23 protein-coding genes are annotated in these 24,063 nt (G+C 71.3%); 10 read left to right on the top strand and 13 right to left on the bottom strand.

The features are described 5' to 3' along the window. Positions 1–91: 91 nt before the first annotated feature. Complete coding sequence (locus HD596_RS35075) at positions 92–940, top strand: PaaX family transcriptional regulator (protein ID WP_221519652.1); 849 nt, start codon at positions 92–94, stop codon at positions 938–940. Here HD596_RS35075 and boxB read toward each other — a convergent pair. The 5 genes from boxB to HD596_RS35050 form a co-directional block, all read right to left on the bottom strand. Continuing rightward, a complete protein-coding gene (boxB, locus tag HD596_RS35070) occupies positions 937–2,415 on the bottom strand; it encodes a benzoyl-CoA 2,3-epoxidase subunit BoxB (RefSeq protein WP_185073683.1) in 1,479 nt (492 codons plus the stop codon). The two genes, HD596_RS35075 and boxB, sit on opposite strands and share 4 nt — an antisense overlap. A gap of 2 nt (positions 2,416–2,417) precedes the next feature. Beyond that, positions 2,418–3,965 carry a phenylacetic acid degradation bifunctional protein PaaZ gene (paaZ, locus tag HD596_RS35065; RefSeq protein ID WP_185073682.1) on the bottom strand — a complete coding sequence of 516 codons (1,548 nt, stop codon included), beginning with the start codon at positions 3,963–3,965 and terminating at the stop codon, positions 2,418–2,420. Further along, complete coding sequence (locus HD596_RS35060; RefSeq protein WP_185073680.1) at positions 3,962–4,819, bottom strand: 3-hydroxyacyl-CoA dehydrogenase family protein; 858 nt, start codon at positions 4,817–4,819, stop codon at positions 3,962–3,964. Before HD596_RS35060 ends, paaZ begins: the two co-directional genes overlap by 4 nt. Before the next feature lie 135 nt (positions 4,820–4,954). Beyond that, positions 4,955–6,157: an alginate lyase family protein gene (locus tag HD596_RS35055; protein ID WP_185073678.1), complete on the bottom strand. Its 1,203-nt coding sequence runs from the start codon at positions 6,155–6,157 to the stop codon at positions 4,955–4,957. Positions 6,158–6,275: 118 nt separating this feature from the next. Then, positions 6,276–7,220 (bottom strand): hypothetical protein, encoded by a 945-nt coding sequence (locus HD596_RS35050; RefSeq protein WP_185073676.1) that lies wholly within the window; start codon positions 7,218–7,220, stop codon positions 6,276–6,278. Between the two features lie 111 nt (positions 7,221–7,331). Between HD596_RS35050 and HD596_RS35045 the strand changes: the two genes are divergently transcribed. Next, entirely contained in the window at positions 7,332–8,201 is an 870-nt protein-coding gene (locus tag HD596_RS35045; protein WP_185073674.1) for an RNA polymerase sigma-70 factor, read from the top strand. A 94-nt stretch (positions 8,202–8,295) separates the two neighbouring features. Beyond that, complete coding sequence (locus tag HD596_RS35040) at positions 8,296–8,652, top strand: DoxX family protein (protein ID WP_185073672.1); 357 nt, start codon at positions 8,296–8,298, stop codon at positions 8,650–8,652. A 14-nt stretch (positions 8,653–8,666) separates the two neighbouring features. On the opposite strand, the gene HD596_RS35035 is transcribed toward HD596_RS35040, so the two are convergent. Continuing rightward, positions 8,667–9,794 (bottom strand): glycoside hydrolase family 76 protein, encoded by a 1,128-nt coding sequence (locus HD596_RS35035; RefSeq protein ID WP_221519651.1) that lies wholly within the window; start codon positions 9,792–9,794, stop codon positions 8,667–8,669. Between the two features lie 14 nt (positions 9,795–9,808). Continuing rightward, positions 9,809–10,909, bottom strand: a complete 1,101-nt coding sequence (locus HD596_RS35030) for a GntR family transcriptional regulator (RefSeq protein WP_185073670.1) — start codon at positions 10,907–10,909, stop codon at positions 9,809–9,811. Positions 10,910–11,044: 135 nt separating this feature from the next. Here HD596_RS35030 and HD596_RS35025 point away from each other — a divergent pair, with 135 nt between their 5' ends. The 6 genes from HD596_RS35025 (at position 11,045) to HD596_RS35000 (ending at position 18,512) form a co-directional block, all read left to right on the top strand. Continuing rightward, positions 11,045–12,307: a glycoside hydrolase family 125 protein gene (locus HD596_RS35025; protein ID WP_221519650.1), complete on the top strand. Its 1,263-nt coding sequence runs from the start codon at positions 11,045–11,047 to the stop codon at positions 12,305–12,307. Then, the gene (locus tag HD596_RS35020; protein WP_185073668.1) at positions 12,304–13,242 is read left to right on the top strand and encodes a carbohydrate ABC transporter permease; all 939 of its coding nucleotides are present in this window, start codon (positions 12,304–12,306) and stop codon (positions 13,240–13,242) included. The genes HD596_RS35025 and HD596_RS35020 overlap by 4 nt, the downstream gene beginning before the upstream one ends. Continuing rightward, on the top strand, positions 13,239–14,105 hold the full coding sequence (locus HD596_RS35015; RefSeq protein WP_185073666.1) for a carbohydrate ABC transporter permease: 867 nt from the start codon (positions 13,239–13,241) through the stop codon (positions 14,103–14,105). The genes HD596_RS35020 and HD596_RS35015 overlap by 4 nt, the downstream gene beginning before the upstream one ends. A gap of 31 nt (positions 14,106–14,136) precedes the next feature. Next, positions 14,137–15,408: an ABC transporter substrate-binding protein gene (locus HD596_RS35010; protein WP_185073665.1), complete on the top strand. Its 1,272-nt coding sequence runs from the start codon at positions 14,137–14,139 to the stop codon at positions 15,406–15,408. Then, positions 15,405–17,300, top strand: a complete 1,896-nt coding sequence (locus HD596_RS35005; RefSeq protein WP_185073663.1) for a glycoside hydrolase family 76 protein — start codon at positions 15,405–15,407, stop codon at positions 17,298–17,300. Before HD596_RS35010 ends, HD596_RS35005 begins: the two co-directional genes overlap by 4 nt. 132 nt (positions 17,301–17,432) lie before the next feature. Further along, a complete protein-coding gene (locus tag HD596_RS35000) occupies positions 17,433–18,512 on the top strand; it encodes a serine hydrolase domain-containing protein (RefSeq protein WP_221519649.1) in 1,080 nt (359 codons plus the stop codon). Here HD596_RS35000 and HD596_RS34995 read toward each other — a convergent pair. Continuing rightward, positions 18,505–19,032: a carboxymuconolactone decarboxylase family protein gene (locus HD596_RS34995; RefSeq protein ID WP_185073661.1), complete on the bottom strand. Its 528-nt coding sequence runs from the start codon at positions 19,030–19,032 to the stop codon at positions 18,505–18,507. The two genes, HD596_RS35000 and HD596_RS34995, sit on opposite strands and share 8 nt — an antisense overlap. Before the next feature lie 112 nt (positions 19,033–19,144). On the opposite strand from HD596_RS34995, the gene HD596_RS34990 reads away from it, so the two are divergent. Further along, positions 19,145–19,621, top strand: a complete 477-nt coding sequence (locus tag HD596_RS34990) for a hypothetical protein (protein ID WP_185073659.1) — start codon at positions 19,145–19,147, stop codon at positions 19,619–19,621. A gap of 54 nt (positions 19,622–19,675) precedes the next feature. Here the strand turns inward: HD596_RS34990 and HD596_RS34985 are convergent, their stop codons facing one another. The 5 genes from HD596_RS34985 to HD596_RS34965 are packed head-to-tail and all read right to left on the bottom strand — an operon-like array spanning position 19,676 to position 23,969. Beyond that, on the bottom strand, positions 19,676–19,888 hold the full coding sequence (locus HD596_RS34985) for a heavy-metal-associated domain-containing protein (RefSeq protein WP_185073658.1): 213 nt from the start codon (positions 19,886–19,888) through the stop codon (positions 19,676–19,678). Between the two features lie 28 nt (positions 19,889–19,916). After that, the gene (locus tag HD596_RS34980) at positions 19,917–20,198 is read right to left on the bottom strand and encodes a metal-sensitive transcriptional regulator (protein ID WP_185073656.1); all 282 of its coding nucleotides are present in this window, start codon (positions 20,196–20,198) and stop codon (positions 19,917–19,919) included. Between the two features lie 47 nt (positions 20,199–20,245). Continuing rightward, positions 20,246–22,528, bottom strand: a complete 2,283-nt coding sequence (locus HD596_RS34975) for a xanthine dehydrogenase family protein molybdopterin-binding subunit (protein ID WP_246555057.1) — start codon at positions 22,526–22,528, stop codon at positions 20,246–20,248. Continuing rightward, the gene (locus HD596_RS34970) at positions 22,525–23,487 is read right to left on the bottom strand and encodes an FAD binding domain-containing protein (protein WP_185073654.1); all 963 of its coding nucleotides are present in this window, start codon (positions 23,485–23,487) and stop codon (positions 22,525–22,527) included. Before HD596_RS34970 ends, HD596_RS34975 begins: the two co-directional genes overlap by 4 nt. Then, positions 23,484–23,969, bottom strand: a complete 486-nt coding sequence (locus HD596_RS34965) for a 2Fe-2S iron-sulfur cluster-binding protein (protein ID WP_185073652.1) — start codon at positions 23,967–23,969, stop codon at positions 23,484–23,486. Before HD596_RS34965 ends, HD596_RS34970 begins: the two co-directional genes overlap by 4 nt. Between the last annotated feature and the right edge of the window lie 94 nt (positions 23,970–24,063).

Genomic DNA, 24,063 nt, shown 5'->3' with positions numbered 1-24,063 from the left:
TTGTAGTGCTTCTGTCCGCCTGCGCATCCGCGAGGGTGCCCGACCTGGCAGAATGCGCGTCACGAGCGTGTCGAACGACAGGAGGGCAACCGTGCCGGCCGAGTCCGCGGAGCGCCCGCGCGAGAAGGCGTCCGCCAGCGCGCGGTCGACGCTGCTGACGGTCCTGGGCGAGTTCGTCCTGCCGCGCGGGGGCCAGGTGTGGACGCGCACGCTGGTGGCCGCGCTCGGCGCGCTCGGCGTGGAGGAGAAGTCCGCGCGCCAGGCCCTGGCCCGCACCGCCGCCGAGGAGCTGCTGGAGTCCGAACGTCACGGCCGCAAGGTGCGCTGGAGGCTGACCGAGGCCGGCGACCGGCTGCTGCGCGAGGGCACCGAGCGCATCTACGGCTTCATGCGCGCCCCCCACCAGTGGGACGGCCGCTGGCTCGTGCTCACCGCCGGCGTGCCGGAGACCCAGCGCCAGCTCCGCCACCGGCTGCGCACCAAGCTGACCTGGCTCGGGCTCGGCTCCCCCTCCCCCGCGCTCTGGGTGATCCCCGACGCCTCCAAGGAGGCCGCGGTGGGCGAGGTCATCCGCGAGCTGGACCTGACCGACCGGGCCTACGCCTGGACCGGGCCGTCGGCGGGCATCGGCGACACCGCCAAGCTGATCTCGGCCGCGTGGGACCTCGACGACGTGGAGAAGCGCTACCTGAGCTTCATCGAGCGGTTCGAGGGCCGCGCGGTCGCCTCCGACCGGGAGGCGTTCGTCAACCAGGTGCTGCTCATCCAGGAGTGGCGCCGCTTCCCGTTCCTCGACCCCGACCTGCCGGCCGAGCTGCTCGACCACGCCTGGCCGGGGCCCCGGGCGGCGGCCGTCTTCCACGACCTGCACAACCGCTGGCACCGGCGCGCGCAGGCCGAATGGGACCTCATGGACGAAGAGGCCGCCGCCCGGCACTAGAGCAACCCCTCGTCGGCCAGGTGCACGTAGTCGAATTCCACCGGCTGGTCGTTGATGCCGGTCTTGGGCGGGGCGATCCAGCCGGCGAACTTGCCGTACTCGTACTCGGGGACCATGAGGGAGGCGACCCGCTCGCGATCCTGCTCAGTGGGGAGCCATTCCTCCGCTCTGGCCTGCCAGGTGTGCTCGTCGAGGACCTCGCCGTGCGGGGTCACGTGGTGGCCGGCGTAGACGCCGACCTTGCGGTTGAAGCCCTCGTGCGGCAGGTACAGCCGCTCGTCCAGCCCGGCGTCCTCCAGGGCCTGGTTCCAGCGGCGCACGCCGTTGGCGCAGTCGGCCACGTACTCGTCGCGCAGGTCGAGGTTGAGCGCGCTGAGCATCGGCACGGTCTTCGTCTTGATCTGGCCGTCCTCGACGTAGCGCAGCTCGCGGGTGTCCTCCAGCAGCACGTGGTCGTCCTTGCGCCGGGTCTCCATCCAGCGGCCCTTCAGCCCGGAGGTGTAGTAGTTGCCGGCGTTGGTCGACTGCTCGGAGCCGAACAGGTCCATCGAGACCGAGAACTGGAAGTTCAGGTACTTCTGGATGACGTCCAGCGGGATGCCGCCGTACGGCAGGACGTCGGCGGTGCCGTGCTCCCTCATCAGCTCGGCCGTGCGCTCCAGGACCCGCTGCACGCCCGTGGTGCCCACGAACATGTGGTGGGCCTCCTCCTTGAGCATGAACTCGCAGGTGCGCGCCAGCGGGTCGAACGCCGACTCCTTCAGCGTGCCGAGCTGGTACTTGCCGTCGCGGTCGGTGAAGTACGTGAACATGAAGAACTGCAGCCAGTCGGTGGTCTCCTCGTTGAACGCGCCCAGGATGCGCGGCGCGTCCAGGTCGCCGGAGTTGCGCTTGAGCAGCTGCTCGGCCTCCTCGCGGCCCTCCCTGCCGAAGTAGGCGTGGAGCAGGTAGACCATGGCCCACAGGTGGCGGCCCTCCTCCACGTTGACCTGGAAGAGGTTGCGCAGGTCGTAGATGCTGGGCGCGGTGTTGCCCAGGACGCGCTGCTGCTCGACGCTCGCGGGCTCGGTGTCGCCCTGCACGACGATCAGCCGCATCAGGTCGGCCCGGTGCTCGCCGGGCACCTCCTGCCAGGCGGGCTCGCCCTTGTGCTTGCCGAAGTTGACCTTGCGGTCCGGGTCGCGCTCGGCCAGGAAGATCCCCCAGCGGTACTCCTCCATGGGGACGTGGTCGAAGTGCGCCCAGCCGTCGCGGCCCACGGCCACCGCCGTGCGCAGGTAGACGTCCTTCGTCGGCAGGGCCGGGCCGAGCTGCTTCCACCAGTCCAGGAACTTAGGTTGCCAGCTCTCCAGGGCCCGCTGCAGGCGGCGGTCGCCCGCGAGGTCGACGTTGTTGGGGATGCGCTCGCTGTAGTCCACGCGGCTGAGCGGGCCGCTGGGCTGGGGGGCGGCGCCCGTACGGGAGTCGGTGCTCATGGCTACTCCTTGCTGGTAATGGTGTCGAGCATTGCCGGACCGCCTTGGAGGGCGGTGCGCCGGAGGAGGGCGTGGACGGCCCGCAGGCCGCCCTCCTCCTCGCCGCCGCCCGCCCGGCCGGGGCCGCCGTGGACGAGCTGGGGCATGGGCGTGCCGTGCCCGGTGGACTCGCCGGCGCTGTCGCGGTCGAGCACCAGCAGGCGGCCGTGGTGGGCGGCGGCGCCGAGCACGACATTCCGGACGAAGTCCGCGTCGTACGACACCACCGACCCGGCCAGCGAGCCCTCGCCCCGGGCGATCAGCTCGTTCAGCCCGGCCGCGTCGCGGTAGGGAAGCAGGGTGCAAACCGGGCCGAACGCCTCCACGTCGTGCGGCTCGGGGCGGTCCACGTCGTCGGCGCGCAGCAGCAGCGGCGACAGGAACGCCCCGCGCCCGGCGTCGGCGCCGACCACCTCGACCTTGTCCGGGTCTCCGCACACCACCGAAGCGGCCCGGGCCAGCCGGGCGACCGCCGCCCGCACGTCCTCGCGCTGGGCGAGGCCGACGAGCGGGCCCATCGTCACGCCGTCCGCGTCCGGCGCGCCGACGACGACCCGCGCGAGGCGGGCCGCGACCGCTTCGCAGACGGCGTCGGCGAGGTTGGCGGGGACGAACGCGCGCCGGATCGCCGTGCACTTCTGCCCCGCCTTGACCGTCATCTCGGTCACCAGGGCGTCGGCGAACAGGTCGAACTCCGGCTCCCCCGGCACCGCGTCCGGGCCGAGCACCGAGCAGTTCAGCGAGTCGGCCTCGGCGTTGAAGCGGGCCGAGCGGCGGGTGACGGCCGGGTCGGACCGCAGCCGGGCGGCCGTGGCCGCCGAGCCGGTGAAGCCGATGTGGTCCTGCCCGCCGAGCAGGTCGAACAGCCCGGGCACGCTCCCCGCCACGAGCTGGATCGCGCCCGGCGGCAGCGCGTCGGCGATGATCCGCACGGCGTGCGCGGCGATGTACGCGGTCGGGGTGGCGGGCTTGACGATCGTGGGCAGCCCGGCGAGCAGCGCGGGCGCGAGCTTCTCCAGCATGCCCCAGACCGGGAAGTTGAACGCGTTGATCTGCAGGGACAGGCCGCGCGGGGTGGTGAGGACGTGGCGGCCCGCGAACGTGCCGCCGCGGCCGAGCGGGATCGGGTCGTCCTCGACGATGAGCGTGTGGTCGGGCAGGCCCTTGCGGGCCAGGCTCGCGTACACCAGGGCCGTGCCGATGCCGCCGTCCACGTCCACCGCCGCGTCCCGCCGGGTGGCCCCGGCCCGCGCCGACAGCTCGTACAGCTCCTGCCTGCGCTCCTGCAGCGCCAGGGCCGCGCTCTTGAGCACGGCGGCGCGCTGCAGGAAGGTCAGCTCGCCGAGCGCGGCCAGGCCGGTACGGCGGGCGTACGCCACGGCGGCGGCGAGGTCGAGCCCCTCGCCGCTGACCCGGGTGACGAGCTCGCCGGTCACGGCGTCGGCGACCGGGACGCCTTCTCCTCCTCCGGCGCGCCAGGCCCCTTCGAGGTAGCTCTCCAGCGTGCTCACGACTCGCTCCAGTCGTAGAAGCCCTTGCCGCTCTTGCGCCCCAGGTGGCCCTGCTCGACGAGCCGGACGAGCAGGTCGGGCGGGGTGAAGCGGGGGCCCAGCTCGCGTTCGAGGTAGCGGGCGATGCCCAGCCGGACGTCCAGGCCGACGAGGTCGGTCAGGCGCAGCGGCCCGGTCGGGTGTCCGTAGCCGAGCGTCATCGCGGCGTCGATGTCCTCGGCCGAGGCGACGCCGGACTCCACCATGCGGATCGCCTCCAGCCCGAGGGCGACGCCGAGCCTGCTGCTGGCGAAGCCGGGCGAGTCGCGGACGACCACGGCCACCTTGCCGATCGCCTCGACCCACGCCACGGCCCGCTCCCGCAGGGCCGGGTCGGTGGCGGTCGCGATGACCACCTCGACGAGCCTGCTGGCCGGGACGGGGTTGAAGAAGTGCAGCCCGAGGAAGCGCTCGGGGCGGGCGAGCGCCTGGGCGAGCGTGTCGAGCGAGATGCTGCTGGTGTTGGAGGCGATCACGGCCTGCGGGCCGACCGCGTCCTCGGCGGTGCGCAGCGTGACGAGCTTGAGGTCGACGTCCTCGGGCACCGCCTCGATCACCAGCCCGGCCGCGGCCAGCGCGGCGGGGTCCGTCACCGCGGTCAGGCGGGCCATCGGCTCGCGGGCGTCCTCGATCAGGCCGCGCTTCGCGCTGCCCTCGACCGCCCGCGCCACCCGGTCCCGCGCGGCGGCCGCGGCCTCGCCGTCGCGCTCCACCAGCGTGACGTGGCAGCCGGCGAGGAGCAGGGCGTGGGCGATGCCGGCGCCCATGCGCCCGCCGCCCACCACCCCGCACCGCTCCGGCAACGTCTGGGTCATCGCAGTCCTCCTGTGGCGAGCTCCTGGGCGCGGAGGGCAGACGCGCTGGAAGCGGTCATGCCCCCGAACGCTCACAGGTACTCAACTTGCCACAGTTTTATGGCGCTGCGGAAGACTCGTGTAGCAGATTTATGCCTAGTTGGGGTTGCCGGCGTGGGTGAGGGTCTCCCAGGCGACGAAGAGGTTGTTGGTGCCCGCCGGGCGCTGTTGCTCGGTGAGGGTCTGCGTGTTGCTCATCGCGATGCCCATGCGGTTGTGCAGGGCGTTGAAGCCGACCTCGGTGACCGGCCCGAGGCCCAGGGTGAGGCTCCCGCCGCACAGCCACGCCGGCACGGCCGTGCCGAGCTGGTACTTGGCGTGCAGGCCGAGCGCGTGCCGCAGCCGGTCGGCGACCTCGGGGTAGAGGTCCTGACCCTGGATCCGGGCCGTCTCGGCGATGTGCGCGATCGCCGCCAGGCCGTAGCCGGTGTGGGTGAAGTCGCGGCACGTCTCCTGGGAGAGCCCGTCGACGAAGGTGTCCTGGCCCTGCCAGTAGTCGACGACCTCGGCCCGCGTGTCGATGCCGCTGCCCACCGGGCCCTTGGGGAAGGCGCCGTCGGCGGTGAGGTAGATGTAGGCGGGCACGCGCGCCCGGAACGTGCTCACGGCCTTGTCGTAGGCCGCCTTGTCCTGCAGGAAGACCGCGATCCCGATCGACGCGTCCATCATCGTCAGCTCCCAGTTGCCGTTCGTGCGGGCGCTGCCGTTGATGATCTCGGGGAGGTAGACGTCACGGAGCATGGTCGCGAAGCGATTGACGCCCGTGGCGGACCACCCGGTGTAGGTGTAGCGGATGATCTCGGCCGCCCGGGGCCAGGACGATCCCGCCCAACCGGTCTGGAGCGGCGCGTTGCTGTTGGTGTGGTCGGTGATCACGGCGGACCAGGCGTCCATGATCTGGATCGCCTTCTGGGCGTACCGGCTGTCCCCGGAGATGTACCAGGCCAGCGCGTCGGTGTAGGCGGCCAGCGCGTCCTGGCGCTCGTCCGTGCAGCCGTTGTTGGGGTTGGAGTACGGGCCGCACTCCACGACGGCCCGCGGCTTCGGGGTCCGCGACAATGACACGAGCGGACTGGCGATCATCTGGTCGTAGGCGCCCTTCCACGGCTGGGCCCCGGCGCTGACCTTGGCGCGGACGAAGTCGAGCTGGGCCTTGCTGACGAGCACGCCGGGATGCGCGAAGGCGGCCGGCGCCGTCCGGGCCACGGCGGCGGGCGGGGACAGGACGGCGGTGATCAGGGGAATCGCCAGGACGATGGCGAGGGACGACAGGATCCCGCGACGACGGGGACGGACCACGGACCCCACTCCTTATTTAGGAAAGTTTCCTAAAGGTCGGTGCGATCGTAGCCCTGACACCACACCTTGACAAGAGATATGGCTTGTTTGTGGCCGCCCCCGGGGGCGTCGCGGCCGGCTAGAACTCGCTGAGCTCGAAGACGCCGATGTCGTCGGCCGAGGTGCCCTGGGCGGGCGATGACTGGTTGAGCGAGGCCTCCACGGCGACCCAGCCGTGGAAGCCGCCCGAGCTGTCGATGATCTGCAGCATGGGCTTCACGTGCGAGTTGCCGGTGTAGCAGTGCTCGCCGCGCGCGTCGGCCAGCTCGCGCCGCCAGTGCCAGATGGTGTTCCTGCGGTCGTTCGAGGTGGCGTTCGCAGTGGACAGGTAGTAGTCGGTGGCCGCCGTGGCGCCGCCCAGGCAGCGGCCGCCCGAGCACGGCCGCCACCCGGTCAGCCAGAACGGGCTGCCCGCGCCCTCGTCCAGGTACGGGGTTCCCGCGTCGGTCTTCCACAGGTGGTAGTCGTGCTTGAGCCGGGTGTGGTCGAAGGCGGCGAGCTCCGCTATCGAGGCACGCTCGCTCCACGCGGCGTTGCTGCCGTAGCCGTACCCGTGCGTGGCGCCGAAGGAGCTGCCCCGGAAGGTGAGCTTGGCGAGCTGCCCGGCGATCGGCTCGCTGACCGTCCACTCCTCCCAGCCGTTGCCGGTCCAGGTGATCCGCAGCACCGAGCCGGTCACCGTGTAGGTGCCGCTGAGCTTCTTGGGGAAGGCGCTCGCCTGGAACCCGTTGGCGGTCTGCACCTCGCAGGCCCGCACGCCGCAGCCGGCGCCGGTGACGCCGGTGCCGCTGCGGGACACCCGTACGCGCTGCGACCAGTGGAAGTGGGAGTCGTACGCCGTGCCGTCGGCGGTCAGGGAGTAGGTCGCCAGGCGCACCCAGTTCTCGTTCGAGGAGGTCTTCAGGCCGCCGATGGCGACCACGAACCTGTACATTCCACCCGGAGCCGCCGCCTGAGCCGCGGCGGCCGGTACGGCGGGCAGCCCGGCCAGGGCCGCCACCAGAGAGACGAGGACAACCCGCAATAAAACGAGGGGACGAGCTGTGTCACCAATCATGATCACAGCCTGCCAGGCCCGCGGAACCGGGTCGAGGGCCGGTACCCGACCATGGGCTCACCCTGGTAAGCCCTCCTCATGACGCGAATGCTCGAGGCCGAGCGGAAGTTCACCGAGCACCGGGGGCTGCTGCACGCCGTGGCGTACCGGGTGCTGGGCAGTGTCGCCGAGGCCGAGGACGTGGTGCAGGACGCCTGGCTGCGCTGGAGCCGCGTCGACGTGGCCGCCGTCGCGGACGCCGAAGGCTATCTGGTGCGGGTGGCCACCCGGCTGGCGATCGACCGGCTGCGCAGCGCGCGGGTGCGGCGCGAGTCCTACGTCGGGCCGTGGCTGCCGGAGCCGATGCTCACCCTCCCGGACGTCGCCGAGGACGTGGTGCTCACCGATTCGGTGTCGACCGCGATGCTGCTCGTCCTGGAGGCCCTGTCGCCGACGGAGCGCGCGGTGTTCGTGCTGAGCGAGGCCTTCGGTTACAGCCACGCCGAGATAGCGCGCTTCGTCGGGCGCAACCCGGCGGCGGTGCGGCAGATCGCGCACCGCGCCAGGAAGGCGGTCGAGGAACGGCGCCACCGCTACGACACCGACCCGGCGACCAGGCAGCAGGCCACCGAGCGGTTCCTGGCCGCCTGCCTCGGCGGCGACCTGGAAGCCCTGCTGGAGGTGCTGGCACCGGACGTGACGATGGTGAGCGACGGCGGCGGCCTCACGGGCGCACCCCGCAAGGCGATCCACGGACACGAGTACGTGGCCCGCGCGATCGTCATCCTCTCCAAGCGCATGCCCGCCGACTCGCACGCTCAGGTGCTCCAGGTCAACGGCGGCCCGGGGATCGTCGTCCGCTCGGGACGCACGCCGGTGCTGGCGATGACCTTGCATCTGCTGGACGGGGCGATCAAGACGGTGCACGTGGTCAGCAACCCGGACAAGCTCGCCGGCGTGGCGGCATGACCTAAGTCACACGAGCCCGCTGTCACTCCTTGGGGCGCTGCCCCGTCCGTGAGGCGACCGACCTGCCGTCGTCCTCACGGAGAAGGAGACCCTCGTGTTCGTCCTCTACCTCGCCATCACCCTCCTCGCTTCGGCGGTCATCGGCCTGGCCGCCGTCGCCAACCTCATCGGCCACGACTATCCGAAGCGCCAGGCGGACAACATGCGCGTCCCCCACTCCTGGATGCTCCCGCTGGGCCTGCTGCTGGGGGCGGGCGCGCTGGGGCTGCTGGCCGGGTTCGCGGTGCCGGTGCTGGGCACGCTGGCCGCCGCCGGCCTGGTGCTGTACTTCCTCGGGGCGTTCGCCGCCCACCTGCGGGCCCGGGACTACCACTTCGGCCCGTGGGCCGTGTTCTTCTCCCTGGTGGTGGCCGCCCTGGCCGTGAACCTGGCCCACCACGGGCTCGGGTGACCGTGCGGCCACGGTCAGCGGCTGCCCTCAGGCTGCCCGGGCGCACGTACGCGCGGCGACGTCAGGGCGGCGCACATCTCCGTGGCCATGACCGCGCTGAGCTGGGCCGACAACGGTACCTTCGCCCGGGGCGGGCGGTTCCACCGGTCACTCGCGAGGACGAGGCCGTCAGGGCCGCCGCACGCCCGCCACAAATGTTCGGTGCTGCCCAGCACAAAGGCCGTGACCTCGGGCACCTCGGCGGCCTCGACGAGCTCGCGGGCGTAGCGGTAGTAGACGCCCTTGAACAGGCCCTCGTCGCCGCCCTCGCCCTCGGCGGCGAACACGCCGTCCACGCCCAGCTCGGCGATGGCCGTCCGAGCGGTCCGGGCGGCGCGGGAGAGGTAGGCGCGGGAGAGGTGGTCCTCCTCGCCGAGGGCGCGGGCGAGCTCGACGCACGCGCCGACGTACAGACCCTGGTTGTACGTGAAGCGCCAGTCCTCGTCGACCGCATGGTCCTCCTGGCGGTTGACGCCGTCGTGCACGAACCCGTCGGGTCGTACGAGCGTGCGCTCCAGCCAGTCCATGACGAGCCGGGCCCGCTCCAGGTAGCGCCGCTCGCCGGTGTGCCGGTACAGCCGCGCCGAGAGGATGACGAACGGGGCGTTGGCGGGGGTGTTCTTGTAGTACGGCTGGGAGACGCGCCACGCGATGCCGCCGCCCTCGTGGTCGTTCCAGCCGTGGTCGAGGACGTGCTGCCAGAGCTCGACGGCCTCGCCGTACAGCTCGCCCTCACCGGTCGCCCCGGCCAGGCGCAGGGTCGCCAGGGCGAGCCAGAGCATGTCGTCGAAGTAGTCGTTGAACAGCGCTCCCCCGTTGCGCCGCAGGATCCCGTCGTGGATGCGCCGGGCCTGTTCCAGACGTGCCGGGTCCGAGGTCCGCAGGTAGGCGTCGATCCGGACGTCGACGGCGTGGGCCAGCCACCAGTAGTTGAAGACGTCGTTGTCTCCCGGCTCCAGCGGATGCCAGTTGTTGAACAGCTGCTCCCCGGGGGCGGCGAAATAGTGGTCGAGGCTGCGCTGGGCCAGGTCGGCGCGGTGGTTCCACAGGTCGGACTTCCACAGGTCGGACTTCCACGGGTCGGACTTCCACACGTCGGACACGGTCTCTCCGTCCGTCAAACGGGCTCGACGATGGTGAAGGGCACGATGGAGCGGGCGGGTACGGGCTCGCCGCGCGTCTGGGCGAGCAGCAGGTCCACCGCCCGCCTGCCCATCTCGCGCTGGTCCTGCCGTACGTGGAGGAAGGCAGGGCCGGCGACGGGATCGAGGGGCGAGTCGAAGCACGCGATGACCGGGCCGTCGATCGCCCGGTCCAGCACCCGCGCCAGGTTGTACTCGCAGACCACGAACGCGGTGACCTGGGGTTCGCGGGCCTGGAAGGCGCGGATCCGCTCGATGTCCGCCCGCACGTTCTCCGGGGAGAAGGCGCCGGGCAGGGTGCTGGACAGCTCGGTCAGGTGGTGCTGCTGGGCGGGCGGCAGGCCGCGGGCGGCGCAGGCGGCGCGGAAGCCCTCCAGCCGCTCCTCGATGCTGGAGGTGTTCTCCGGCGGGGGCGAGGCGAAGGCGACGTGCCGGTGCCCCTGGTCGAGCAGGCGCTCGGTCAGCGCGCGGGCGGCGGCCACGTTGTCGGTGTGCACGGCGCACACCTGGATCCCGGCCAGGTAGCGGTCGACGAGGACCAGCGGGTGGCCGTCGAGGATGGTCCGCAGCAGGCCGGCGTTGTAGTACTCGCCGTGGACGGGGAACACGATCAGGCCGTCGGCGAGCCCCGAGTCCACCATCGACTCGATCGCCTTCTCCTCCTCTTCCTGGCTGCCGCGGGTGCGCTTGATCACCAGGGGGATGCCCCGCTCGGCGCAGCGCTCCTCCACCGCGCACAGCAGCTCCAGCCCGTACGCCTCCGACGCGTCCGGATAGATCATCGCGATGGCCCCGGGGACGCGCTCCCCCTCGGCGGGTCGCGCGGCGGGCGTGAGCCGGTCGAGGTCGGGGAGCTGGGTGGCCACGAACGAGCCCTTGCCGCGGATCCGATGGACGACGCCGGCCTCCCGCAGGAGTTCGAGCGCCTTCTTGGAGGTGATGCGGCTGACCTCGAACCGCTCGGCGAGCTCCATCTCCGAGGGCACGCGGTCGCCCGGGGCCAGGGCGCCTCGCCTGACCTCGTCCAGCAGGTACTCGACGATCCGCTCGTACAGCAGCGGGCCTCTCTCAGCCACTCTTCCCCTTCGCGCGCTCAGTTGGTATGTCAACTCATCCAGATATATATCATCTTATATCTCTATGTTTCAGGCATATTGACTTATGACAACTTGATTCTTACGTTTCCCTCAAGCGATGTCGAAGGGAACCGTGTGGAAGCCGTACATGCTCTCGCCGACAAGGTCGAGCCCCTGCTCGCGCGGCGCCACCCCGGGGCCGCCGCGATGTTCCGGCAGTGCCTGCTCAACACGTTGGAGAGCACGGTCAGGCCGCTGCCGGACGGGACGACGTTCGTGCTCACCGGCGACATCCCGGCGATGTGGCTGCGCGACTCCGCGGCCCAGGTCGAGCCGTACGTGCGGCACGCGGCCGGCGACGACGGGATCCGTCGCATGGTGCGCGGGGTGATCCACCGGCAGGCCAGGTACGTCGCGATCGACCCGTACGCCAACGCGTTCAACGAGACCCCCGACGGCCGGGGCCACCACGACGACGTGCCGCGGGCGGGGCCGTGGGTCTGGGAGCGGAAGTGGGAGCTGGACTCCCTGTGCCACCCGATCCGGCTGCTGCACCTCTACTGGGAGGCGACCGGCGACGCGTCGGTGTTCGACGAGTCCGTGTACCGCATGCTGGTCGCCGTCGTCGGCACGATGCGCGCCGAGCAGCGGCCCGAGCGCTCGCCGTACCGCTTCGTCCGGCCGGATCCCGGGCTGCCCACCGACACGCTGGTCGACGAGGGACGCGGCCCCGCCTGCGGGTACACGGGCATGGTCCGCTCCGCGTTCCGGCCGAGCGACGACGCGTGCACCTACGGCTTCCTCGTCCCGGCCAACATGTTCGCCGTCGTCGTCCTGGGCCACCTCGCGGGGTTCGCGCGGGAGGTCTACGCGGACTCCGCCCTGGCCGAGGACGCCGTACGACTGAGTGAAGAGATCGACGACGGCATCCGGCGGCACGCCGTCGTCCACCACCCCGTCCACGGCGAGATCTACGCCTACGAGAGCGACGGCCTCGGCAACCACCTGCTGATGGACGACGCCAACATCCCCAGCCTGCTCTCCATCCCCTACCTGGGATACCGGCCGGCGTCCGACCCGACGTACCGCAACACCCGAGCCTTCGTGCTCAGCCCCGGCAACCCGCACTACGCCGAGGGGCGATACGCGCGGGGCGTGGGCAGCCCGCACACCAAGTCCGGACATGTCTGGCCGTTATCGCTGATCATGCAGGGCCTGACGTCCGCCGACGCCTCGGAGCGGGACGAGCTGCTGGCCGTGCTCGCGGCCACGACGGCCGGCACCGGATACGTCCACGAGAGCTTCGACCCCGACGATCCCGGCGTCTTCACCCGCCCCTGGTTCGGCTGGGCCAACAGCCTGTTCGCGCAGTTCGCCATGGAGGTGGCACTGACATGACCCAGACGCTCGCCGGCCGGTCCGCGGCCGGCCGCGCCTCCCCGCGCCGCGCCCGGCCCGGGGACTCCCTGCTGAGCCGGCACCAGGCGCGGGCCGGGGTGCTGTTCGCCGCGCCGCCGATGGTGCTGTTCCTCGTCTTCACCGTGCTGCCCGTCGTCGGCGCCCTCGGCCTCAGCTTCACCTCGTACGACGTGCTGACCCCGCCGACGTGGGCCGGCCTCGCGAACTACGCCAGGCTGCTCCAAGACGCCACCTTCGCCCTCACGCTCAAGAACATCCTGCTGTACTGCGCGATGTTCGTGCCCGCGATGATCGCCGTCTCGCTGCTGCTCGCGGTGGCGCTCAACAGCCGGCTCCCGGCCATGGGCGTCTTCCGCACCGTCTACTACATCCCCGTGGTCACCTCCCCCGTGGCCGCCGCGACCGTGTGGACCTGGATGCTCAACAGCCACTACGGGCCGGTCAACGAGATCCTCGGCTTCCTGGGCATCCCCGGCCCGGCGTGGGTGGGCGACAGCAGCACCGCCATGCTCTCCATCGTGCTGGTCACCCTGTGGCAGGGGGTCGGCTCCAACATGCTGATCTACCTCGCCGGGCTGCAGAACATCCCCGGCCACCTGTACGAGGCCGCCGCCCTGGACGGGGCGGGCCGCTGGGCGGCGTTCGCCCACATCACCTGGCCGCAGCTGCGCACCACGACGATGTTCGTCACGACGCTGTCGCTGATCGGCGCGTTCCAGCTCTTCGACCAGGCGTACGTGATGACCAAGGGCGGTCCGGGCAACTCGACCCTGACGCCCGTCTACCAGATCTACGAGACCGGCTTCAACCGGCTGCAGATGGGCTACGCCTCGGCGCAGGCGTTCACGCTCTTCCTCGTCATCGTGGCGGTCACCGTGATCAACATGCGGCTCAACCGGAGCGACGAGACATGATCCGGACGATCAGAATCACCCTCTTCTACGCCGTGCTCACCGTCGTCGGGCTGTTCATGCTGCTGCCGTTCCTGTGGTCGCTGAGCACGTCGCTCAAGCCGGACGACGAGATCATCTCCCTGCCCATCAGGTGGCTGCCCGGCACGATCACCTTCGAGCACTACGGGGCGGCGTTCACCACCGTCCCCTTCGCCCGGCACTTCGCCAACTCGCTGCTGCTCGCCGTGGCCGGCGTCGCCACCAACCTGCTGCTCGGGTCCCTGGCCGGCTACGCCTTCGCGCGGCTGCCGTTCCGCGGCAGCCGGGTGCTGTTCCGGCTGCTGCTCGCGTCGATGATGGTGCCGTCGGTGGTGACCCTGGTGCCGTCGTTCCTCATCGTCAAGAACCTCCCGCTGGCCGGGGGCAACGACCTCACCGGCCAGGGCGGATTCGGCCTCCTCAACACGTACTGGGCGGTCATCCTGCCGGGCGCCGTCGGGGCGTTCGCGGTGTTCATGATGCGGCAGTTCTTCCTCGCGCTGCCCAGGGAGCTGGGCGAGGCCGCCCGCGTCGACGGCTGCCCCGAGTTCCGCATCTTCTGGCGGATCTACCTTCCGCTGTGCCGTCCCGCCCTGGCCACCCTGGCGGTCTTCACCTTCGTGGCGGGCTGGAACGGCTTCCTCTGGCCGCTGATCGTGCTCAACGACCCGGACATGAGCACGATCCAGATGAGCCTGGCCGCCTTCTCCTTCAACCGGCAGACCGACTACGGGCCGCTCATGGCCGGGTCGATCGTCGCCATGCTGCCCACTCTGCTGCTGTTCGCCTTCGGGCAGCGCTACCTGACTCGCGGCCTGGCCTTCACCGGCTCCGGCCTCCAGTGACACCCCCCTCCCAGAAAGGAGCCCGCCGCCGATGCACTCGACCCTGGTCAAGCGGCTGGCCGCCACCGCCCTCGCCGTACTCATGACGATCACGACCGGCTGCGCCTCGTCCGACGCCCCCTCCTCGGCCGGAGGGGTGGTGCGGCTGAAGTTCTGGGGCGACTGGTCGGGCGAGGGCGAACAGCAGTTCAAGACCATGACCGCCGCCTTCAACAAGACGCACCCCAAGATCCAGGTCGACTACGTCGTCCAGGAGGACATGCTCACCAAGTTCCTCACCGCCTCCACCTCCGGGCAGGCCCCCGACGTCATGTTCTGGGACCGGTGGCGGACGGCGAGCTACGCGCCGAAGGGCGTCCTCACCCCGATCGACGACCTGCTGAAGAAGGACGGCATCGAGCGGGAGCGCTTCTACGGCGAGGCGCTGCGCGAGCTCACCCACGGCGGCAAGCTGTACGGGCTGCCGCTCACGGTCGACGCGCGGGCCCTGTTCTACAACAAGGCCCACCTGAAGGAGGCCGGGATCGAGCCGCCGCGCACCTGGGCCGAGCTGGAGCAGGCCGCGGTGAAGCTGACCAGGCGCGAGGGCGGCAAGCTCGTGCGCGCCGGCCTGTCGATGGACGACACCGGCCTGTTCAGCATGTACCTGCGCCAGGCCGGCGGCCAGATGGTCAGCGACGACTGCGCGCGCACGACCTTCAACGGCCCGCAGGGCCTGCAGGTCCTCGACCTGTGGAGCCGCCTGATCAAGGCGGGCGTCTACCAGAGCGGCTTCGAGAAGGGGCTCGGCGAGGGCACCGACGCCTTCGCGACCGGCAAGGTCTCCATGATCCTGACGGGTCCCTGGAACATCACCACGTACAAGAAGTACGGAAAGGACCTCGACTTCGGCATCGTGCCGCCGCCGACCGGACCGCAGGGCGGCAGCGCCAGCCTGATGGGCGGCTTCGGCCTGGTGATCCCGCAGGCGGCCAAGCACAAGGACGCGGCCTGGGAGTTCGTCAAGTGGTGGACCGCCGAGAAGGACAACGCGCTGCTGTGGGCCAGGACGAGCCTGAACATCCCCGGCAACGTGCAGGCGGCGCAGGATCCCTTCTTCTCCGGCGACCCGTTCTGGAAGCCGATCCTGGACACGCTGCAGCACGCCAAGATCCGCCCGGCCTGCGCGGGCTACGCGCCGATGGAGGAGGAGGCCCTCATCCCCAACCTGCAGCTGCTCATGGAGGGCAAGTCCACCGCCCAGCAGGCCCTGGCCAAGGCCCAGGAGCAGGGTGACCGGGTGCTGACGGAGAACAACCAGTGAGGGCGCGCGCGGCGGCCGCCGGTCTCCTGCTGGCCGCGGCCCTCGCCCTCGCCCCCGCTCCCGCGCACGCCACCGCGCACGCCACAGTGCCCGCCGACGCCGACGCGGCGATGTCGGCCTTCGTCGCCGCCTTCTGGGATCCGGCGAAGAAGTACTTCTACACCAACAGCGACCACCAGATCCACGCCGAGCACGCCCACGGCCCGGAAGGCGGCCTGTACACCGACTTCTGGTGGGAGGCCCAGCTGTGGGAGCTGGTGATGGACGCCTACCAGCGCACCGGCAGCGCCGCCTACCGGCAGCTGATCGACGACGTCTACGCCGGTTTCGTCGCCTACTATCCCACCTTCGCCAACGACTTCAACGACGACCTGGGCTGGTGGGCGCTGGCCTGCGCGCGGGCGTACGAGATCACCCGTGACGCGACGTACCTGAACCGGTCGCGGGCCCTGTTCGACCAGATCTGGGCCGAGCAGGACGCCACGTTCGGCGGCGGCATCTGGTGGCGCAGGAGCGTGCACACCCAGAAGAACGTGGCCACCAACGCCCCGGCGGTGATCACCGCCACCAAGCTGTACGCAGCCACCGGCGACGCCGCCTACCTGACGCGGGCGCAGAGCCTGTTCGCCTGGATCAAGGCCAACCTCCAGCAGTCCGGACACGTCTACGACCACATCGAGGGCTCGGGCACCCTCGTGAAATGGGACTTCAGCTACAACTTCGGCACCTACATCAGCGCCGCCGCCGCGCTCCACGACGCCACCGGCACCGCCTCCTACCTGGCCGACGCCCGCGCGGCGGCGGACTGGGCCACGACCTACCTCACCAACGGCGGCACGATGATGCACGAGGGCTCCGACGACGCCGGGGGCTTCAAGTCGCTGCTGTTCCGCTCGCTCAACACCCTCGTCACCAAGCACGGCCAGACCCGGTACCTGCCCTTCCTCCAGCGCAACGCCACCCAGGCCTGGCGCCACCGCCGCACCGGCGACGGCCTGGCCGGCCCCGACTGGTCCGCGCCCGCCCCCGCCACGTACCTGCAGAGCATCACCGCGGCCGCCGCCGTCAGCGCGCTCCAGCTCGTCCAGCACGACGGCAACACCGGGCTCCAGCCGGAGGACGGCCGGTACGAGGCCGAGAACGCGCTGTCGTCGGGCATCGGCGCGGAGAGCACCCAGCCCGGCTTCAGCGGCCGGGGCTACCTCGCCGGCTGGAACGCCTCCGGCCAGAGCCTGACCTTCCACGTCAACGTGCCCGCCGCCGGGGCGCACGAGCTGCGCTTCCGGTACGCCGCCGGCGCCGGGGACGCCTCCCGCCGGATCGTCGTGAACGGCGCCCAGACCGACCAGCCGTTCCCGTCCACCGGCGGCTGGGACACCTGGAACACCGCCGTGCTCAACGGCGTCACGCTCGCCCGTGGCCACAACACCATCCGGGTCGAGCTGGGCTCGGGCAACTACCTCAACCTCGACCGCCTCGACGTCTCCGCCCAGCTCCAGGCCGAGTCGGGCACCCTGCACGGCGTCGGCACCGAGTCCACCAACCCGGGCTTCACCGGCACCGGCTACGTGGCCGGTTGGAACGCCGACGGCCAGTGGGTGGACCTGCGGCCCGACGTCAGCCGGGCCGGCACGTACGAGCTCACCTTCCGCTACGCGGCCGCCGCGGGCGACGCCGTCCGCCACGTCTTCGTCAACGGCGGCGGGGCCGTGGACGCCCTCCGCTTCCCCGCCACGGGCTCGTGGGGCACGTGGAACACGGTGACCGTGCCGAACGTCGCGCTCAAGGAGGGGGCCAACACCGTCTCCGTCATCTTCAACGCGTCCAAGGGCAGCGCGAACTGGCTCAATCTCGACGAGCTGACCCTCCGTTACGTCAGCGGCCCTCCGTGAGCCCGGGGATCGGAGAGGACCTTCAAGCAACTCATGTTGACTAAGTCTCGGTTAGTCAACTAGCGTTGCTTGGCGTCGCCGGCGCCTCTGCCCGGCGGATGATCACGCCCTTCCGACCTCCGTGGAGACACCATGTCCATGCTCCGTACCGGCCTGCTCGTCGCCGCCCTGACCGCGACGGCCACCACGATGACGCTCCCCGCCGCCGCCGCGGCCGACCGGGGCCACGCCAGGATGCAGCGCGCGCTCGACCAGGCCGTGGCCGACGGCGGCGGCCCCGGCATCGTCGTCGAGCTCCGGGACGGCGACGCGGCGCCGTGGTTCGGGACGGCGGGGGTGGCCGACCTGGAGACCGGACGCCACCGCCGGCCGGGCGAGCACTTCCGCATCGGGAGCTTCACCAAGGCGTTCGTGGGCACGGTGGTCCTGCAGGTGGCGGCCGACGGCAAGCTGAGCCTGGACGACACGGTGGCGAAGTGGCTGCGCGGCGTGGTGGAGGAGCACCTCGGCGCGGACGGCACCAAGATCACGATCAGGCAGCTGCTCAACCACACCAGCGGGCTCCCCGACGCCCTCCCCGGCCAGGAGACCCCGCGTCCCGAGGAGCCCGGCAGGCGCTTCATCTACTCCAAGGTCAACTACAACCTGGCGGGGATGATCGTCGAGCGGGCGACGGGTGCGACCATCGCCGACGAGATCGACCGCCGCATCGCCCGCCCGCTGCACCTGACGGGCACGTACCTGCCCGGCGCCGACAACACCATCCGCGAGCCGCACGCCCGGCACTACTCGAAGTTCGACGAGGCCGGCCGGCCCGCGGAGATTCACGACGTGACGCACGCGGACCTGAGCTGGGCCGGGGCCGCCGGCGGGATGGTCTCGACCACCTCCGACCTGCACCGGTTCCTGCGGGCCCTGCTGCGCGGCCGCCTGCTCGCGCCCGCGCAGCAGAAGGAGATGTTCACCACCGTCTCGACGGAGGGCGCCGACTGGGTCCCGAACACCAGGTACGGCCTCGGCGTCTACTCCCAGAAACTCTCGTGCGGGGTCACGCTCTGGGGCGGGGGCGGCTTCATCCAGGGCTCGACGACGTACGCGATGAGCGACCGCCAGGGCACCCACACGCTGGTCGCCAACCTCAACGGCGACTGGAACGACTTCCTGCAGACCTTCGCCACGCTCTTGGAGACCCGCTTCTGCCCGCTCAGGTAGCCCGCTCGGCCGGCTCCAGGCCGGCCAGCAGGTTGAACGAGCCGGTGAGCAGGTTGAGGGCGACCAGGCCGGGGATCTCCGCGATGATCCGATCGCTCCAGCCGTGCGCCCTCAGCTCGGCCACGTCCTCGTCCGTCAGCGACGACGGCTCGGCCAGCACCCGGGTGGCCACCGCGATGAGCGCCGCCTCCCGGGCGTCGGTGGAGGTGCCCTGGCGGGCGAGCGCGATGTCCGCCTCGCTCAGCCCCGCCGCCCGGGCGCCCGCCGCGTGCGCGTCGCGGCAGAGCCCGCAGCCCATCCACTCCTGCAGGGCGAGCGAGATCTTCTCGCTGACGGCGCGGGGCAGCTTGCTGCGCTTCATGGCCCGCGACAGCTCCAGGTAGCCCTGGAGCATCGCCGGCGAGTGCGCCATGGTGGAGACCATCTCACCGGCCGAGCCAGTGCGGCCGATGATGTCGTTCAGCAACTCCCGGGACTTCTCCGGGGCTTCGGCGGGGTCGAGCGCGGCGAGCCGTCGCATGTGATCTCTCCTCAGGGCACTCATCGTCAAGGGATTGTGGACGCTCCGCCAACGACGGCCCGGCCATGGCGTTGCCATCCTGTTGGTCCAGAGCCGTCGCAAGGGGAGTCGGATGTTCCGCAGAGTTCTGTCGATCATGCTGCCGGTAGTCGTCGTCACGGCGTCGCAGGCGGTCGCGTCCGCACCGGCGAGCGCCGGCGCTTACGGCTGTTCGGGGTCGCAGGTGGGCAGCTGGGCCGTGCCGCTGCGGGACATGGTGACCGGCGGGACCTACTACCGCAGCGACATCAAGCTCTTCTACGACGCGAGCACCGGCTGGAACTGCGCCGTCCTCGCCAAGCGGCCGGGCCAGGCGCGGTACGGAGAGCGTACGCCGATGGCCATCCACCTGTGGAACTCGCGCCTGACCGACGACAACGTGAAGAACAACAAGGACTCCGACAGCGGGCGCTTCAAGTACTACGCGGGCCCCGTGCGGGTCTACGGGAAGAACCTGTGCATGTACATCAACGCCCTGCACGGGGATCACACCGGCCCCGGAAGCGGGTACAACGGCCAGCGCCAGGTCCTCGGCGTGGCCTGCGGCTGAGCCGGCCCTACGTGGAGCGGCCGTTCGCGACGGCGCCCAGCCTGGTCGCCGCGTTCATGACCGGCCCGCCACCTCGTAGCCCGCTTCCTCCACGGCCGCGACGATCTCCGCCGCGTCCACGGGAGCGTCGCTCTGCACGGTCAGCAGCCCGCTGGCCAGGTCCACCTCCGCGGAGGTGACTCCGGCGACCTCGCTGACCTCCTCCTTCACCGAGCTCACGCAGTGGCCGCAGGTCATGCCCTTGACGGTGTAGGTAGCAGTAGCCATATCGATCAACCCTCTCCAGTGCTGTCTGTCACGAACGAACAAGCCGCGCGATGGCGTCGGAAGCCTCTTTGACTTTCGCCTGAGCCTCCGGACCACCCTGAGCGGCAGCCTCGGCGACACAGTGCGCCAGATGATCTTCCAGCAGCGAGATCGCGACCGACTGCAGCGCACTGGTGGCCGCCGACACCTGCGTGAGGATGTCGATGCAGTACTTGTCGTCCTCGACCATCCGCTGCAACCCCCGCACCTGACCCTCGACCCGGCGCAACCGTCGCAACTGGTCCTGCTTGCTGCCGCTGTATCCGACCATGTCTCCCCCTTCCGACTCCTTGAACGTACCATACCCCCCTACCGTATTCAAAACATGAGCTTGTCCGGGGTGATGGGCAGGGATCGGACGCGTTTGCCGGTCGCGTGGTGGACGGCGTTGGCGACGGCGGCCGCCACGCCCACGATGCCGAGCTCGCCGATGCCCTTGGCGCCCAGTGGGGTCTGCGGGTCCGGCCGGTCGACGAAGCGGATGTCGATGTCGGGCACGTCGGCGTGCGTGGGCACGTGATAGTCGGCCAGGCTGTGGTTGACGATCAGGCCCGTACGCTCGTCGAGCAGCGCCTCCTCCGTCAGCGCCATGCCGATGCCCATGATGATCCCGCCGCGCATCTGCCCGGCGGCCTGCTTGGGGTTGACGATCCGGCCGCCGTCGAACGCCCCGGCCCAGCGCGTGACGCGCGTCTCGCCGGTGTCCTCGTCCACCCGCACCTCGCAGAAGTGCGCGCCGTAGGAGTAGGTGCCGCGCTTGATCGTCTGGTACGGCAGCGCCGACCTGCCCTCCACCTCCACCGCGTCCAGCCCGGCCCGGGCCAGGATGCGCTCGTACGTCTCGCCTCCCCGGGGGCCGGACAGGCCGCCGTCGCGGGTCTCCACCTCGCCGGGCGACAGGCCGGCCAGCGGCGAACCGGTGCCCCGCACCAGTCTCAGCAGCTCGCGGACGAGGTTGTCGCGGGCCGACCAGATGGCCGAGGCGAGCGTCGTGGTGGCCGCCGAGGCACCGGGGATGCGGGTCCTGGCCACGTCGGAGTCGCCCTGTTCGAAGCGGACCCGGTCGAGGGGCAGGCCGAGCCGGTCGGCGGTGGCCTGGCTCTGCGCGGTCGAGGTGCCGGCGCCCAGTTCGTTGGTGCTGCTGCGGACGGTGACCGTGCCGTCGGCGGACAGGCGCAGCTTGACCCCGGCGATGAGCACGGCGTCGGGGTTGATCGCGGCGGCCAGGCCGTACCCGATGAGCCAGCGGCCGTCGCGGGTCGCGCGGGGCTCGGGCGGGCGCCGCGACCAGCCGAACGCCTCGGCGCCGAGCAGGTACGCCTCGCGCAGGTGGCGGCTGGTGAACCGGTGGCCCGTGGCCGGGTCGCGGTCCGGCTCGTTGCGCAGGCGCAGGTCGAGCGGGTCCAGGCCGAGCCGGCAGGCCAGTTCGTCCATGGCCGACTCCAGGGCGAAGGAGCCCGGCGCGACGCCGGGGCCGCGGAAGAAGGCGTTCTGGATGCGGTCCAGGCGCACCACCTGCTGGGCGCTGCGCAGGTTGGGGCAGGCGTACAGATGCCGGGAGGCGATGACCGCGGCCTCGGCGAACTCGTCGGCGCTGCACGACGAGACGGCGTGGTGCTCCAGCGCGGTGAGCCGGCCGGAGGCGTCGGCGCCGAGCGAGACGCGGCTGCGGGTCGGGGCCCGGCCACCGGTCATGGCGAACAGGTCGGCGCGCGACAGGACAAGCTTGACCGGCCGGCCGGAGAGCCGGGCCGCGGCCACGGCGAGCCAGACGTGCGGCCAGGCGACGGTCTTGCCGCCGAAGCCGCCACCGATGAACGGCGCGAGCACGCGCACGTTCTCCTCGGGCAGGGAGAACTTCCTGGCCAGCATCTCCTTGACGCCGTAGGGGTATTGCGAGGTGTCGTGGACGGTGAGCCGGTCGCCCTCCCAGTGGGCCACGGTGGCGTGCGGCTCCATCGCGTTGTGGTATTCGAGCGGTGTGGCGTACTCGGCCTCGACGGTGACCGCCGCCCGGGCGGTGCGGGTGTCGCCGATCCTGGTCACCGGTTCTTCCAGTACGGCGTGCGCGGGCGTGAAGGGCCGCTGCCCGGTCATCGACAGGGCGGCGGGCCACCGCTCGTAGTCGGCGTGGATGCGGGAGGCCGCGTGCCTGGCCTGCTCCGGGGACTCGGCGACGACCACCGCGATGGGCTGGCCGTACCAGAAGATCTCGTCGGTGTTGAGCACGGGCAGGCTCATCGCGGCGGCGCCCAGCGGGCCGCGGAGGGTGGCGTAGGCGCCGGTGCGCTTCATCGCGGGCGCGTTGTGATGGGTCATCACGAGCAGCACGCCGGGCGCGGGAGGGACGTGGATGGTGGTGACGCGGCCCCTGGCGACGGTGCTGCCCACCACGACGGCGTGGACGAGGCCGGGGAGCCGGTGCTCGGCCGTGTAGCGGACGGCGCCCGCGGCCTTGGCGGGGCCGTCCAGCCGGTCGGCGGGGCGGCCCAGTTCGGCGCGCTGGTGGGCCAGGGGGTCGGGCCTGCCGTCCGGCAGGAGCCTGGCCAGTCTGGTCATCGCCTTACTGGCCAGCGCGAAGCCGCGCGATGCGAGGGTCATGAGAGGGCTCCCTTCAGGGCCCGGCGGATCAGGCGCCTGGCCAGCTCGGGCTTGAACGCGTTGTGCTCGCGCGGCCGCGCGTCCGCCAGGGCCAGTTCGGCGGCCTGGTCGATGAGGTGGTCGTCGAGCGAGGTGCCGGCGAGGAGGCGTTCGGCCTCGTACGCGCGCCACGGCTTGGCCGCGACCCCGCCCAGCGCGATGCGCACCCGGCTCGCCCGCCCCTCCTCCAGGTGGGTGAACACGGCCACGCTCACCAGCGCGAAGGCGTAACTGGCCCGATCGCGGACCTTCAGGTAGACCGAGTGGCCGGGAGGGGCGGGCGGCAGGTCGATCGAGGTGACCAGCTCGCCCGGCCGGAGCACCGTCTCCACGTGCGGGGTGTCCCCGGGGAGCAGGTGGAAGTCCACCAGCGGCACGGGGTCGCGGCCGGCGATGTTGACCACGGCGTCGAGCGCGGCCAGGGCCACGCACATGTCCGACGGGTGCACGGCGACGCAGCTCTCCCCCGCGCCGAGGACGGCGTGCATGCGGTTGAAGCCGTCGAGGGCGTCGCAGCCGGCCCCCGGCTCGCGCTTGTTGCAGGCCGAGTGGCGGTCGTAGAAGTAGCCGCAGCGGGTGCGCTGCAGGAGGTTGCCGCCCACCGTCGCCCGGTTGCGCAACTGGGGCGAGGCGCCGTTCACGATGGCCTGGGACAGCAGCGGGTAGCGGTCGCGGACCCGCCGGTCTGCGGCCACGCGCGTGTTGCGGGCCAGGGCGCCGAGCCGCAGCCCGCCACCGGGCAGGTCCTCGATTCCGGCCAGCGGCAGCCGGCCGATGTCCACCAGCCGTTCCGGCGTCTCGATGCCCTCGCGCATCAGGTCGACGAGGTTGGTGCCGCCCGCCAGGTATTTCGCCCCCTCGGCGGCGAGAGAGCGGGCCTCCGCCGGGTCGGTGGCGGTGACGTAGGAGAACGGGTTCATCGGCCGGCCTCTCGCACGGCCGCGAGGATCCCGTTGTACGCGCCGCACCGGCACAGGTTCCCGGCCAGCCGCTCCCTGATCTCGGCGTCCGTCAGGCTCGCGGCTCCGACCGCGCTCGGGACCCCCGCTCCGTACTCGGCGAGCATGGCCACCGCCGAGCAGATCTGCCCCGGCGTGCAGTAGCCGCACTGCAGGCCGTCGTGACGCACGAACGCCTCGCGCATCGCCCGCCCCGGCTCGCCCAGCCCCTCGATGGTCGTGATCTCCACGTCCTGGCACTGGGCGGCGAGCACGAGGCAGGAGTTGACCCGCTCGCCGTCCACCAGCACCGTGCAGGCGCCGCAGGCGCCCTGGTCGCATCCCTTCTTCGTCCCGGTCAGGGCGAGGTGTTCGCGCAGGCAGTCGAGCAGGCTGACGCGGGTGTCGAGCTCCAGCTCATGCCGGCGGCCGTTCACCGACAACCGCACCTGTATGGATGGCATCCGGAAACCCCTCTAACTCGTACATCCGTGTACGGATTACTGGGCTGACTATACCCCTCCTCCGTATGAGCGCTGTTCCGGCACTACGACCGCG

The organism is Nonomuraea jabiensis (assembly GCF_014204795.1).
In the GTDB taxonomy this organism is placed as follows: domain Bacteria; phylum Actinomycetota; class Actinomycetes; order Streptosporangiales; family Streptosporangiaceae; genus Nonomuraea; species Nonomuraea jabiensis.
Note: the sequence above shows the minus strand (reverse complement) of the source record. Positions and strands in the feature narration are given on the sequence as shown.